The 13,566-nt window shown below is 55.1% G+C and carries 12 protein-coding genes; 7 read left to right on the forward strand and 5 right to left on the reverse strand.

The features are described from left to right. Positions 1-12: 12 nt before the first annotated feature. Positions 13-1,422: an argininosuccinate lyase gene (gene argH / locus AADB16_RS00580; protein ID WP_410800669.1), complete on the reverse strand. Its 1,410-nt coding sequence runs from the start codon at positions 1,420-1,422 to the stop codon at positions 13-15. 58 nt (positions 1,423-1,480) lie between these two features. Further along, positions 1,481-2,332: a substrate-binding periplasmic protein gene (locus AADB16_RS00585; protein ID WP_410800671.1), complete on the reverse strand. Its 852-nt coding sequence runs from the start codon at positions 2,330-2,332 to the stop codon at positions 1,481-1,483. A 310-nt stretch (positions 2,333-2,642) separates the two neighbouring features. Here AADB16_RS00585 and AADB16_RS00590 point away from each other — a divergent pair, with 310 nt between their 5' ends. From AADB16_RS00590 to AADB16_RS00615, 6 genes are all read left to right on the forward strand, one after another. Then, complete coding sequence (locus AADB16_RS00590; RefSeq protein WP_309045078.1) at positions 2,643-3,611, forward strand: sensor histidine kinase; 969 nt, start codon at positions 2,643-2,645, stop codon at positions 3,609-3,611. After that, on the forward strand, positions 3,608-4,378 hold the full coding sequence (locus AADB16_RS00595; RefSeq protein ID WP_410800673.1) for a LytR/AlgR family response regulator transcription factor: 771 nt from the start codon (positions 3,608-3,610) through the stop codon (positions 4,376-4,378). The genes AADB16_RS00590 and AADB16_RS00595 overlap by 4 nt, the downstream gene beginning before the upstream one ends. A gap of 104 nt (positions 4,379-4,482) precedes the next feature. Next, positions 4,483-5,424, forward strand: coding sequence for a hydroxymethylbilane synthase (hemC, locus tag AADB16_RS00600; protein WP_309044982.1), 942 nt, complete (start codon positions 4,483-4,485; stop codon positions 5,422-5,424). Further along, positions 5,405-6,217: a uroporphyrinogen-III synthase gene (locus tag AADB16_RS00605; RefSeq protein ID WP_309044981.1), complete on the forward strand. Its 813-nt coding sequence runs from the start codon at positions 5,405-5,407 to the stop codon at positions 6,215-6,217. The genes hemC and AADB16_RS00605 overlap by 20 nt, the downstream gene beginning before the upstream one ends. A gap of 8 nt (positions 6,218-6,225) precedes the next feature. Then, positions 6,226-7,308, forward strand: a complete 1,083-nt coding sequence (locus tag AADB16_RS00610) for a uroporphyrinogen-III C-methyltransferase (RefSeq protein WP_309044980.1) — start codon at positions 6,226-6,228, stop codon at positions 7,306-7,308. Next, positions 7,305-8,546: a heme biosynthesis HemY N-terminal domain-containing protein gene (locus tag AADB16_RS00615; protein WP_309044979.1), complete on the forward strand. Its 1,242-nt coding sequence runs from the start codon at positions 7,305-7,307 to the stop codon at positions 8,544-8,546. Before AADB16_RS00610 ends, AADB16_RS00615 begins: the two co-directional genes overlap by 4 nt. Before the next feature lie 41 nt (positions 8,547-8,587). On the opposite strand, the gene AADB16_RS00620 is transcribed toward AADB16_RS00615, so the two are convergent. The 3 genes from AADB16_RS00620 to rho form a co-directional block, all read right to left on the reverse strand. Continuing rightward, entirely contained in the window at positions 8,588-9,592 is a 1,005-nt protein-coding gene (locus AADB16_RS00620; RefSeq protein WP_309045077.1) for a 2Fe-2S iron-sulfur cluster-binding protein, read from the reverse strand. 1 nt (position 9,593) lies between these two features. Beyond that, complete coding sequence (gene ubiD, locus AADB16_RS00625; RefSeq protein WP_410800675.1) at positions 9,594-11,081, reverse strand: 4-hydroxy-3-polyprenylbenzoate decarboxylase; 1,488 nt, start codon at positions 11,079-11,081, stop codon at positions 9,594-9,596. 263 nt (positions 11,082-11,344) lie between these two features. Beyond that, positions 11,345-12,607: a transcription termination factor Rho gene (rho, locus tag AADB16_RS00630; protein ID WP_309044977.1), complete on the reverse strand. Its 1,263-nt coding sequence runs from the start codon at positions 12,605-12,607 to the stop codon at positions 11,345-11,347. Between the two features lie 365 nt (positions 12,608-12,972). On the opposite strand from rho, the gene moaB reads away from it, so the two are divergent. Then, positions 12,973-13,545: a molybdenum cofactor biosynthesis protein B gene (gene moaB / locus AADB16_RS00635; protein ID WP_309044976.1), complete on the forward strand. Its 573-nt coding sequence runs from the start codon at positions 12,973-12,975 to the stop codon at positions 13,543-13,545. The last annotated feature ends 21 nt before the right edge of the window (positions 13,546-13,566 follow it).

The raw sequence follows: 13,566 nt of genomic DNA on the forward strand, positions 1-13,566 counted from the left end.
GGGGCAAAGGGTTCAGCCCAGCAACTTGCGAGCGCGGCCTACAGCCGCCCGCACCTGAGCTGGAGCGGTTCCGCCCAAATGGTCACGGGCCTGAACTGATCCTTCGAGTGTGAGCACATCAAAGACATCTTCATCGATGGTGTCAGAGAAGCGCTTCAGCTCTACCAGAGTCATATCAGAAAGATCCCGCTCTTCGGCAACACCAAAGGCCACGGCCTTGCCTACTACTTCATGGGCATCGCGGAACGGCATGCCTTTTTTGACCAGATAATCCGCCAGGTCTGTTGCCGTCGAAAACCCGCGCTTGGCGGCAACACGCATGTTATCGGCTTTCGCACGAATAGCCGGGACCATGTCGGCGTAGGCTTTCAAGCAGCCCTTGATGGTGTCGACCGTGTCGAACAGAGGCTCTTTGTCCTCCTGGTTATCCTTGTTGTACGCCAGCGGCTGGCTTTTCATCAGCATGAGCAAAGACATCAGATGGCCGGTCACTCGCCCGGATTTACCCCGAACAAGCTCCGGCACATCGGGGTTCTTTTTCTGGGGCATGATTGAAGAACCGGTGCAAAAACGATCCGGCAAATCAATAAAATCAAACTGTGCGGAGGTCCAAAGCACCAGCTCTTCGCTGAAGCGAGACAAGTGTGTCATCAACAAAGCCGCGAAGCTGCAAAACTCAATGGCAAAATCCCGGTCACTCACCGAATCCAGCGAGTTTTCAGAAGGGCGCTCAAAGCCCAGCAACCGTGCGGTCATGGCGCGATCGATCGGGTAAGTGGTACCTGCCAGTGCCGCGGCCCCCAGAGGCATCACATTCACACGCTTGCGGCAGTCCTGCAAACGCTCACCATCACGCACCAGCATTTCATACCAGGCCAGAAGGTGGTGCCCGAAAGTGACTGGCTGTGCAGTTTGAAGATGGGTAAAGCCAGGCATGATGGTATCGGCTTCGCGTTCGGCCAGATCCAGCAGGCCGGCTTGCAGGCGCTTGAGTTCTTCGGCAATCACATCAATCTCATCACGCAGGTACAGGCGGATATCGGTGGCTACCTGATCATTTCGACTGCGCCCTGTGTGCAGTTTTTTACCTGTAATACCAATACGATCCGTTAACCGGGCCTCGATATTCATGTGAACATCTTCGAGACTGACCGACCACTCAAAGCGCCCTGCTTCAATGTCTTCTTTTACGCCGTTCAGGCCTTCAATAATGAGATCGCGCTCATCCACCGTCAGGACGCCAACCTCTGCAAGCATGGTCGCATGGGCGATGGAACCGGTAATGTCATGGTGATACAGGCGCTGATCAAACCCGACAGATGCTGTAAAACGCTCCACAAACGCGTCGGTGGGCTCACTGAAGCGTCCACCCCATGGTTTTTCGGAGGTTGCGGCCTGATCAGGTTGTTTCTTGTCCGTCATGGTGTAAGTACTCTCGTTACATGTAATGAGTCAAATAGATGTATATATCAGCGTGTGATCAATCGGGCATATCTCGACAGGAAGGGCAAACATAACGATGAACAATGGCTGAGTAGGTGCCGTCATTCTGCATGGCCTCCAACGCACGATCAAAGTCTGCGACAAACTCCGGACTAACTGATTCTTTAGAGAAAATATAATGGGCTTCTGTGCTCGAGACGACCATCGAACTGTATGTTATCCGGTCAGAAAGCCCCAACCCATGGATCTCATGCATAGCCGTCAGTTTATCCGCAATTACCCCATCAATACGATTCAGAGCCAGCATTCTCCAAAGCGAATCCCGGCGGGACGTGTACTCGATATTTCCTCTGTACCTTGAATCCTGGACGAGGGCGCCGTATTCCTCACTATAAGATACGTTGATTTGTGCCCCTAGCTTGAACCCCGAGTCCAGAACCTCTCGCAATCCCGAAAACCTGAACTCAGCTTTGTCAGAACGACGAATGAACAGCAGGTTGGGCGAGATGGTCGGCACTGTATTAGCGTAGTGAGCGTATTTTTCCCGTTCGGGTGTGCGATGGGCTCCTGAGACCATATCGATACGCCCCTGACGCAATTCTACCAGCCCACGCGCCCAAGGAAGCTTAACCAGCGTAAGATTACAGTTCATTCGTCGCATGACTTCACGACTAATATCAGCATCGATGCCCGCAACACGGCCCCGTTGCGGGATGAAGTAAGGTGCGTCATCATCCCAGCGTAGCGTTATACTGCACTCAGCAAAGCTTTGCGCTGCGTACCCAAGCAGTGAAATAGCCAAAACAACCGCTTTGAATAGTCCTGCGCACGAAGCACCCCGCAGAATCAACAATGTTGCAGATTCAGAGTTATTGGTGGCTTGTCTCATTATGGGCTCCGCCTAACTCTTGATTTAGATCGAACTGTCATCCCCGCAAAAACCGGCGGAACCCAGCTGAGCCTGAAGAAGAAGGATCAAATTATATGGCCGCAACAGGGAACGCTTTAGTGAGTACTGAATATAGTCTATCTTTTGTGCTGACAGCCCAGCACTATCTCGCGCGAAAAAATGGGCACAAATATCGTGACGGGAGTATAACATTCTGACCCGCAGAAAAGTGACTACCCTGAGCAGGGACAAGACTGTCGCCATACAGAATTTTTTCGTGCCCGATCTTTGTCGGGTACGCTCTGTATTCATGCTACTGATCACCAGCGAACTGCTGGTGCTGGTGCTGGCAATTGTTCAGGCCAGCGACGGCTGGATTGACTGGAACTACTTCGCACTTCTCTCGCTATTTGTACAGTGGACCACCCTCACCAGTGCCGCGCTGATTTGCCTCCTGCGCACCCGGTTGGCTCGAATGCCCGTCTCCCGGGCCACCTTCGCTATTGCGGCCATAGTGCTCATAGATGTGCTCGCTTTCAGTCTGTTTGCGGACAGTGTTCTGCACCCGAAACCGGGCATTGTCGACTGGCAGGCTATCGCCAAAAAGCTCCTGCTGGCTCTGTTGATTACGCTCATCGTTCTTCGCTACTTCTACCTGCAGCACCAGTGGCAACAGCAGCGGGAAGCCGAAATGCAGGCACACTTGATTGCCCTGCAGGCGCGAATACAGCCGCACTTTTTGTTCAACAGCATGAACACCATCGCCAGCCTTATTGCCTCGGATCCGGAACAGGCCGAAGAAGCCGTGCTTGATCTTTCTGAACTCTTTCGCGCCAGCTTGCGCACCGGCGACCAACTCATTCCAATGACAAAGGAGCTGGATCTCTGCCAGCGCTACCTGGCAATCGAATCCCTGCGTCTTGGCCCCCGCCTGAAACTGGAATGGCACATTGCCGACGGGCTGGAGCGCCAGGCGATACCACCACTAACCTTGCAACCACTGGTTGAGAACGCGGTTTATCACGGCATACAACCTCGCCCCGAGGGTGGTACGGTGCGCATAGAGGCCGAAGCTCGGGGCAAATACGTGTACCTGCTCGTTCAAAACCCCAAACCGGACAACAACAGCAGTCAGCACAACGGCAACCAAATGGCCCTGAGCAACATTCAGGCAAGGCTGCAGGCTCTATTCGGGGAGGCCGCTGTACTTAAACACAGCCATCAGGGGGACGTTTATACCGTCACCTTGCGGCTGCCCAAAACTACACAGTACTCATGACCAAACAGAAGATTCTAATCGCGGATGATGAACCTCTAGCCCGGCAGCGCTTGAGGCGTCTTGCCGAGAGCTTGCCTGAATACGTGGTTTGCGGGGAAGCCGGGGACGGCGACACCACACTCACTCAGGTTGCCGGCCTGCAGCCTGATATTCTTTTACTGGACATACGCATGCCCGGTCTTGACGGCATGGAAACAGCCGCGCGCCTGAGCCGGCTCAGCAACCCGCCAGCAATCATTTTCTGCACCGCCTACGACAACTATGCAATTCAGGCTTTCGAGGTTCAGGCTGTAGCCTACCTGCTCAAACCCGTGCGCAAAGATGCACTGACTGAGGCCCTGGCCCGTGCGGGGCGGATTAATCGCGTACAGCTACGCACACTTTCTGACAGCATGGCGGGCAGCGCCGCCGAACGGGAAACTGTGGAAGATGGGCAGCTGTCGGTTCGAACCCATCGAGGTACAGAACTAATTGATATAGCCGGGATCCGCTATTGTCAGGCAGATCAGAAATACGTGACCATTCACCATACCCGTGGTGAGACTGTATCTGATTACACCCTCAAAGAACTGGAAAGCGCCTACCCCAACCAGTTGCTCCGGATTCACCGCAACACTTTGGTGGGCGTACAATATATCCAGGCACTCAGGCGCACATCGGATGGCCAAAACCTGCTAGCACTCAGAGACGGTCTGGGTGAACTGCAGGTAAGCCGAAGGCACACCAGCAATGTGCGCCAGTGGCTACAAAGACAACAGCCGGGCTGAGGCAACCACATACCTTGCAGGCGCTGCAGCGCGGCCATCCACGGGACTTTTACGGCGCCACAGGGTAACCTTGGCGAACATTTTCATAACTGGCAGTGAGCATCATGTCCAAACGAACCCTTCGCGTCGCAACCCGAAGTAGTGCCTTGGCGCTATGGCAGGCAGAATTCATCAAGGCCGAACTGGAACGGCTCCACGACAACGTGGCTGTGGAACTGATCAAGATTAAAACCCAGGGCGATAAAATCCTCGATGTGCCTCTGGCTAAAATTGGCGGTAAAGGTCTGTTTGTAAAAGAGCTGGAAGAAGCCATGCTTGACGGCCGTGCAGACCTTGCCGTGCACTCCATGAAAGATGTACCAATGGCCTTTCCCGAAGGCTTGGGCCTGGTCGCTATTTGCGAGCGAGACGACCCTACCGATGCCTTTGTCAGCAACAACTACGCAAACGTAGACGCCTTGCCACAAGGCGCTGTGGTAGGCACCGCCAGCCTGCGCCGGGAATCCCAGCTGCGTGCCTACCGGCCAGATCTGGAAATTCGGGTTTTACGGGGCAACGTAAACACCCGGCTGGCAAAACTGGACGCCGGTGACTACGACGCCATCGTTCTTGCCAGCTCTGGCCTGAAGCGTTTGGGCTTCCATGACCGAATTCGCTACGCCATACCAGACACAGTATCCCTGCCAGCGGTTGGCCAAGGCGCCCTTGGCATTGAGTGCCGGCTGAATGACAACGAACTGCGGGCGATGCTGGAACCCCTGAGCCACGCTGACACCTCCGACCGGGTGAAAGCCGAAAGAGCAATGAACCGTCGCCTTGAAGGTGGTTGCCAGGTGCCTATCGCGGCCTATGCCCTGCTGGAAGACGACGACACCTTGTGGTTGCGTGGGTTGGTTGGCGCTGTGGACGGCACAAAGATTCTCCGTGTGGAAGGCCGCGCGCCGCGCGCCGAAGGCGAACGCCTTGGCCGTGAATTGGCGGAAGAGCTTTTAGCGTTAGGTGCAGACAAAATCCTGGCTGAAGTTTATGGCCACACTCCAGACTAATCCAGCCACCCTGGCCGGCCGGCGTATTCTTATATGCCGGCCGGAACCGGAAGCATCCAGGCTGGCCCGGCAGTTTCAGGCTGCCGGCGCCGAGACGCACGTATTCCCACTGGTAGAAAGAGAGCCTCTGCCAGAAACCCCCGAACGGCGCACCACCCTTCTCAACCTCGACGAGTTCTCCCATGTTATTGCCGTCAGCCCCTACGCTGCACGCCTGCTGCTCGACGAGCTGGATACCTGGTGGCCGCAACTACCTACCGGACTAGACTGGTATGGCGTGGGGGCCGGCACGGCCAGAGCACTCGCGGAATATGGCATAAACCCGCGCAAACCTGATGAAGGCTGGACCAGCGAAGCTTTGCTGAAGCTACCTCGCCTTGCGAATATCGAAGGGGAGCGGGTACTTGTTGCCCGAGGCGAGGAAGGGCGAGAATTGACCCGCAGAACACTGGAAGAGCGTGGTGCCCGAGTCACCATATTGCCTCTTTATCGAAGATTCTGCCCGGATTACACGCCTGCGCAGATCAACACCGCCCTGATTGCGTTCGCCCCGGATGCTATTGTTGCGCTCTCTGGAGAAACCTTGAACAATCTCATCGCACTATGTGCCAATTGCAGCCATAATCTATACGACAGACCCGTCATCGTGCCCGCTCGGCGTATCGCCGATCAGGCGCTTGCGGCGGGATTCAAGGCTCCGTGTATACCAGGAAGCCTTGCCGATAACGACATCGTGGCCGCCGCCGCAGAACAACTGGCAGGCCTGGACGGTGGCTCCGGAAAAGCCAAGTAAGGACGCCCGTGACTGAAACAACAAAACAATTACCTGTCCCGATTGCCAAAGAACAACTTGCCCGACAGAAAGTCTGGCCGGTTTGGGTTATCGCCATCATTGCGTTGGTCAGTGTTGCCGCGCTGGCACTGTGGAACTGGCAGCAATGGAACGACAACCAGTCCACCCTACAAACGCTGAAAAGCTTGCAGCAGGATACCTCGCAGCTTGAGAATATGTATGGCGACCAGGGAACCCAGCAAAGCCAACGCTTGCAGGCTCTGGAAGATAAACTTGCATCCCAGCGCGAACTGATCGCCACCCAGCAGCGGCAAATTGATCACACTGCCCGCGAATTACTCGAAGCCGGCAACCGCACCCGTACAGACTGGTTACTGGCAGAGGCAGAGTACTTACTGCGCATAGCCAACCAGCGCCTGCTGATTGAAAAAGACATTCGCGGCGCGCTGTCTGCCCTTGAAGCTGCAGACGAAGTGCTGACCGAATCCGATGATGTTGGCGTGTACCCTGTACGTCAGCAACTGGCGCGGGAAATTCTGGCACTAAAAGGCATTTCCAGTGTCGACAGAACCGGGCTCTATCTCACCCTTGAAGCGGTCATAGACAGCGTTCATCAGCTAACCGATCAAGCACTTATCAGTGAGCAAGCTCCCGGATTTGTTGGTAACGCCCAGTCTGAGGAAACTTCCGAAGAAGGCGGCGAACCCGGCGTGCTACTCAGGGCCTGGAAAAAGTTCAAATCTACCCTGATGCAAGTGGTTGTGGTTCGCCGCCTGGACGAATCTGTCAAACCACTGTTATCGCCAGACCAGAGCGCATACGCACGCCTGAATTTGCAGCTGATGCTTGAAGAAGCAGAGATGGCTGTACTCAGAGGCAACCAACCACTTTACGAGCGCTCTCTAGCCAAGGCTCAAGCAGCCGTTGACGATTGGTACGACGGGAGCAATCCACGAGTCAGCGCTTTGACCAATACCCTCGGCGAACTGACTACACGGAACGTAGCACCGGATCTACCCGACATAAGCCAATCTCTGGGCCTGCTCAAAGAGCGGCTGGCAGGCCGACTCAACAAAGGCAGTGATTCATGATTCGCCTGCTTCTGATCATTCTTTTTGCCCTGCTCATTGGCACCGCGCTTTCACTCGGGCTGCAATACGACCTGGGTTACATTCGCATCAGCCTGGGCAACTATCTGGTAGAAACCAACTTCTGGGTTGGGCTTTTGCTCCTGGTGGTTGTGGTTGCGCTGATCGTGCTCACTACAAACCTGATCCGCCGCATGCGACAAGGCACTGGGCTGATTGCCAACTGGGTTTCCCGGGGCAAGGAGCGAAGGGCCCGCCGCCGCACCACAATCGGCTTACTGGCTCTGGCAGAAGGCAACTGGCCTCGAGCCCGCAAGATGTTGACCTCAGCCGCCAGCCACGCAGACACGCCCCTTATTAACTATCTGGCAGCAGCCCAGGCAGCGTTTGAGAGTGGCGACCATGAAGCCGTAGATGAACTGCTGAGAAAAGCGTTTGAAAGCACTCCAGGATCGGACATGGCCGTGGGCATCACCCAGGCTCAGCTGCAGCTTGCAGGTAACCGTCTGGAACAAGCGCTGGCAACACTGGTGCGCCTGCGCAAACAATCTCCACACCACCCCTTCGTCCTGAAGCTACTGAAAACCACCTATCTTCGTCTTGAAGATTGGCGCGAACTCTCAAGGCTATTGCCAGAGTTGCGTAAGCGTAGCGTGCTCCCCGAATCAGAACTTGGTGAGCTTGAGCGGCTTGTTTGGCACAACCTGCTGGAAAAGGCTGCCGAAGACTGCCGGCGTCAGCAACAGGCTGATCCGAACTCATCCCTGGAGCCACTCACCCGCCTCTGGGATGAACTGCCCGGATTTTTGCGCAGAGATGAAAAAACCATTGCTGATTATGCCCGCCTGCTGGCCGATCTTGGCGATGAAGCACAGACCGAAACCCTGCTACGCAAAGTTTTACACAATCACTGGAGCGATGACCTGGTCAACCTCTATGGCCGGATAGAAGGTCGCAAACCCGACGAGCAGCTTCTTACCGCAGAGCAGTGGCTGAAAGATCGCCCCAGCAATGCGGAGTTGCTACTGGCACTGGGCCGGCTCAGCTTGAGAAATGAGCTGTGGGGAAAAGCCCGGGAATATTTTGAAACCAGCTTGAGATTACGCCGCAGCCGGGACACTCTGGCAGAACTGAGCCGACTGAGCGCTCATATGGGCGATGAAGAAATGAGCATAAAGCTTATGATGCAAGGGCTGGCAACCGATAACGGGCTGCCGGAACTGCCCATGCCAAGGGCCTGAGCAGCGGCCAGCATGCAAGATTTGACCATTTACCCAGCACCTCAACTGCGAGGTGCATACTCCAGCACATCAGAAAAGAACGCTTGAGGTGGAAGCCCCGCTTCCACCAGAGCGTCCATCAACGTGTAAACCATCGTTGGCGAGCCACTGGCGTGTACTTCCACATTTTGCCAATCCATGCCTGAGGCCAACACAGCGCGTACAAGTTGGTCGTGGTGCCCACTCCATTCGCTGTCTTCGTCATCACCCACCACTGGCTGAAAGCTGAAAACAGGCCACTCCTGTTCCCACTGTCGAGCCATGGATCTGAGGTACATATCCTCGTGGCGACGCACGCCCCAGAACAATCTTACCGGCTGGCTAGAAGCTATGCCGCGCAAATAGTCCACCAGGCTTTTCATCTGCGCAAACCCCGTACCAGCTGCAACCAGAAGCAATGGCTTCTCAGGAGTGCTCGCCAGACAGGCTTTGCCGTGGGGTAATTCCAGGCTGACGGTTTCACCCGAAGTCAGCGCATCAATAACCTTTTGCGCCGACAGCCACTCCGGGGACGCCTGAATATGCAACTCAATATTCTGCTCCGACGGACTGCTGGCAATGGAAAAATAACAGGGCTCAGCATCCGGCAGGTTGATGGACAAATACTGGCCCGCATGAAAAGCCACCTCCCGCCGCCGCGGCAACTGAAGCTCAACCCGATACACGTCATGGCTGATTGAGCTCACATCCACCACGTTTGCCTGAAACTTTCGGGGCTGATTCTGTCCTGCTGCCATAACGGCACTCATCTCCAATTCTAGATGGTCAAGCGCGGCGGTTCTGCACATCATCAGTCGCGCGCCGACCGGAATCATCTGTTGGTTTCGGGTGTTCAGAGCGGAGCCGCTTTTCAGGCGAGCTTCACAAAGTTCGCATACACCATTTTTGCAGGCGTGGGGAACAGCAATACCGGCACTGCCTGCTGCGTTTAACAGATCCCCGTTAGCGGGCGCCAGGTAGCGAATGCCGGAGGGCTCAATAGTCACCTGCCACTGCCTGTTGCTCATATCAATCAGGGCGGCCAGCCGAAGTTTCAATACCCAGACTGTCCCAGAGTTCGTCCACACGCTGTTTTACAGCGTCGGTCATGGCGATGGGCTCGCCCCACTCGCGGGTGGTTTCACCCGGCCATTTGTTGGTGGCGTCCATCCCCATTTTGGAGCCAAGGCCAGACACCGGCGATGCAAAATCCAGATAATCAATGGGCGTGTTTTCGACCAGTGTGGTATCGCGAATCGGGTCCATGCGGGTGGTAATGGCCCAAATCACATCTTCCCAGTTACGGGCATCTACATCGTCATCAGTCACGATCACGAACTTGGTGTACATAAACTGGCGCAGGAAAGACCATACCCCCATCATCACGCGCTTCGCATGGCCAGGGTATTGCTTTTTCATGGTCACCACTGCCAAGCGGTAGGAGCAGCCTTCGGGCGGCAGATAAAAATCCACAATCTCCGGAAACTGCTTTTGCAGAATGGGGATAAACACCTCATTCAGCGCCACACCCAGAATCGCCGGCTCATCGGGCGGCCTGCCAGTATAGGTGCTGTGGTAAATCGGATCTTTGCGGTGGGTGATCCGCTCAACGGTGAACACCGGGAACTCGTCCACTTCGTTGTAATAACCGGTATGGTCACCAAACGGGCCTTCCGGGGCGTTGTCATCCGGGTAAATAAAGCCTTCCAGGACAATTTCGGCACTGGCTGGCACCTGCAAATCACTGAGGCCGCACTGCACCAACTCGGTCCGACTACCCCGCAACAAGCCTGCAAACGCATACTCGGAAAGAGAATCAGGAACAGGCGTCACTGCACCCAGAATGGTTGCCGGGTCGGCGCCAAGGGCGACTGCAACGGGATAAGGTTTGCCAGGGTTCTGTTTCTGAAACTCCTGAAAATCCAATGCGCCACCACGATGACTCAACCACCGCATGATCAGCCGGTTACGACCAATCACCTGTTGCCTATAAATCCCCAGATTCTGCCGTTCTTTGTGGGGCCCACGGGTAATCACCAGTGGCCATGTCACCAGTGGCCCGGCATCCCCAGGCCAGCAGTGCTGTACGGGGATTTGGTAAAGATCAACTTTGTCTTTTTCTATCACCACGTCCTGACAGGGCGCTGACCTGAGCACTTTCGGGCTCATGCGCATCACTTGCCGAAGCAATGGCAACTTTTCGACCGCGTCTTTGAAGCCTTTGGGGGGATCTGGCTCTTTGAGGTAGGCAAGCAGTTTGCCCACTTCCCGGAGTGCAGTGACGTCTTCTTGCCCCATGCCCAGAGCCACTCTTCGGGTGGTGCCGAAGAGGTTGGCAAGCACAGGCATGTCGTAGCCTTTGGGGTTTTCAAACAACAACGCAGGACCACCTGCCCGCAGCGTGCGGTCGCAGATTTCGGTCATTTCCAGGTGGGGGTCTACTTCCACTGAGATGCGTTTCAGCTCACCCAGTTTCTCCAACTGGTCAATGAAGTCCCGCAGATCGTTGTATTTCATCGTTGGCTCCGTTCACGGTTAGCTTCTAATACGGAGTTCGCCACCTTCCAGACTTCTCAGCCAGTGCCAGAACGCAATGAGGGCCTGCTTTCCCAGACACGCCGTAAACCCATCCCTGGGGGCTTGGTCTTGCCATCCTTGGCAAGACACAGTCTGGGAAAGCAGGCCCTCACCGCGTTCACGGAATCACCAGTTAACTCAAGGCAAAAACTCGCTAAAGCTGAACTGTAATCCAATAAAGGCGCACGCCCAAAACTTCGACTCTAGCGACGCTTCATAGACTGGAAGAATTCGTCATTAGTCTTGGTGTCTTTGAGCTTATCCAGCAAAAACTCGATGGCCGCAGTGTCGTCATCCATGGAGTGCAACAGCTTACGCAGAATCCATACACGCTGGATATCCGCTTCGCTCATCAGCAAGTCTTCGCGGCGCGTGCCGGAGCTGCGAACGTTGAGCGCAGGATACACCCGCTTCTCGGCGATTTTACGGTCCAGGTGCACTTCCATATTACCTGTGCCCTTAAACTCCTCGTAAATCACTTCGTCCATTTTGGAACCCGTGTTCACCAGAGCCGTGGCCAGGATAGTCAGGCTGCCGCCCTCTTCTACATTACGGGCTGCACCGAAGAAGCGCTTGGGCTTTTCCAGAGCGTGGGCATCAACACCACCGGTCAGTACTTTGCCAGATGACGGGATGACCGTGTTATAGGCGCGAGCTAGGCGGGTGATGGAATCCAGCAGAATAACCACGTCTTTTTTATGCTCAACCAGGCGCTTGGCCTTCTCGATAACCATCTCGGCTACCTGAACGTGGCGCGCAGGTGGTTCATCAAAAGTAGAAGCAATCACTTCGCCGCGCACGGTGCGCTGCATTTCGGTTACTTCTTCCGGGCGCTCATCAATCAACAGAACAATGATGTGACACTCAGGATGATTACGCGCAATAGACTGGGCAATACTCTGCATCAGCAGGGTTTTACCGGCCTTGGGTGGCGATACAATCAAACCACGCTGGCCTTTACCGATAGGCGCAACCAGGTCCAACACGCGGGATGACAGATCCTCGGTGCTGCCGTTACCGGTTTCCAGCTGCATGCGCTCGTCCGGGAACAACGGAGTCAGGTTTTCAAACAGGATCTTGTTACGGGCGTTGTCCGGTTTGTCGAAGTTGATCTCAGCCACTTTCAACAAAGCAAAATAACGCTCGCCGTCTTTCGGGGGCCGGATCTTGCCGGCAACGGTATCACCGGTGCGCAGGTTGAAGCGGCGAATCTGGCTGGGGGAGACGTATATGTCGTCTGGTCCAGCCAGGTACGAAGCGTCGGCAGACCGGAGGAAGCCGAAACCATCCTGCAGAATCTCCAATACGCCATCGCCGTAAATGTCTTCGCCGCTTTTCGCATGTTTCTTCAATATCGTGAAGATAACATCCTGCTTACGCGAGCGTGCCAGGTTATCGAGGCCCATTTCTTGCGCGATTTCGAGCAATTCGGGCATGGAGTTCTGCTTGAGTTCAGTAAGATTCATAGGTTATTAGATTTTCAGGAATGGAATTAAACGGACGTTGGTATGACAGGGGTGCCCTGAACAGATTGTGTAATTCGTTGTCAAAACAGATGCTGGCAGATGGAGCAACCGGTGCGAATGAGAGCCGGAAAAAAACAGAAGCCAGTATAGAGTGGGTACAAACGTTCGTAGGGCGAGACCGATAATCATCTACCTTGCTGGCCAATGTCAAGAGCACCAACCAAATTAACGCCAGTTTTTTCAGCCGCCATGTCTGCGCACAAGGGCCGGAACCTCCCCCTGATGGGTTACTCCCTTCCATTGTCCGGCCCTGATGGGGATACTGGCACTATAGAATTTTTTCGTGTTTTTTCGGAGCCCCGATCATGAGCAGTGAACGCACCAGCGAACTTAACCCACTCAATATCGCCATTCTCACAATATCCGACACTCGTGGGCCCGAGGAGGACTCCTCCGGGCAGTTTCTTGAAGACAGCGTACTGGAAGCCGGGCACACGCTGATTTCACGGCGCATACTACCGGACGACGTTTATCTCGTGCGTGCAGCCATGTCGGCCTGGATTGCGGAACCCGACGTGCATGTAGTGATCATTACAGGCGGTACCGGCTTTCATGAGCGTGACAGCACCCCCGAGGCGGTTTCGCCCTTGCTGGACAAGACTATTGAAGGTTTTGGCGAAGAATTCCGACGCCAGTCGGCTGCTGAGATCGGCACCTCTACTATTCAGTCCAGAGCCTTCGGTGGCCTTGCCAACCATACAGCGATTTTTTGTCTACCCGGTTCTACCGGAGCATGCCGCACGGGCTGGAACGGCATTTTAAGTACTCAGCTCGATAGCCGCCATGGCCCTTGCAACTTTTCCGCGCTGGTTGGCCGCAAACCTGAACGCGCCGTTGAGCGTCTTCATCAGGTTATAGGAACTCGCGCCGCGCGCTAATTTTGACTAGGGAGAGAGAAC

It is taken from the genome of Marinobacter sp. KMM 10035, from assembly GCF_046537445.1.
GTDB lineage: Bacteria > Pseudomonadota > Gammaproteobacteria > Pseudomonadales > Oleiphilaceae > Marinobacter > Marinobacter sediminicola.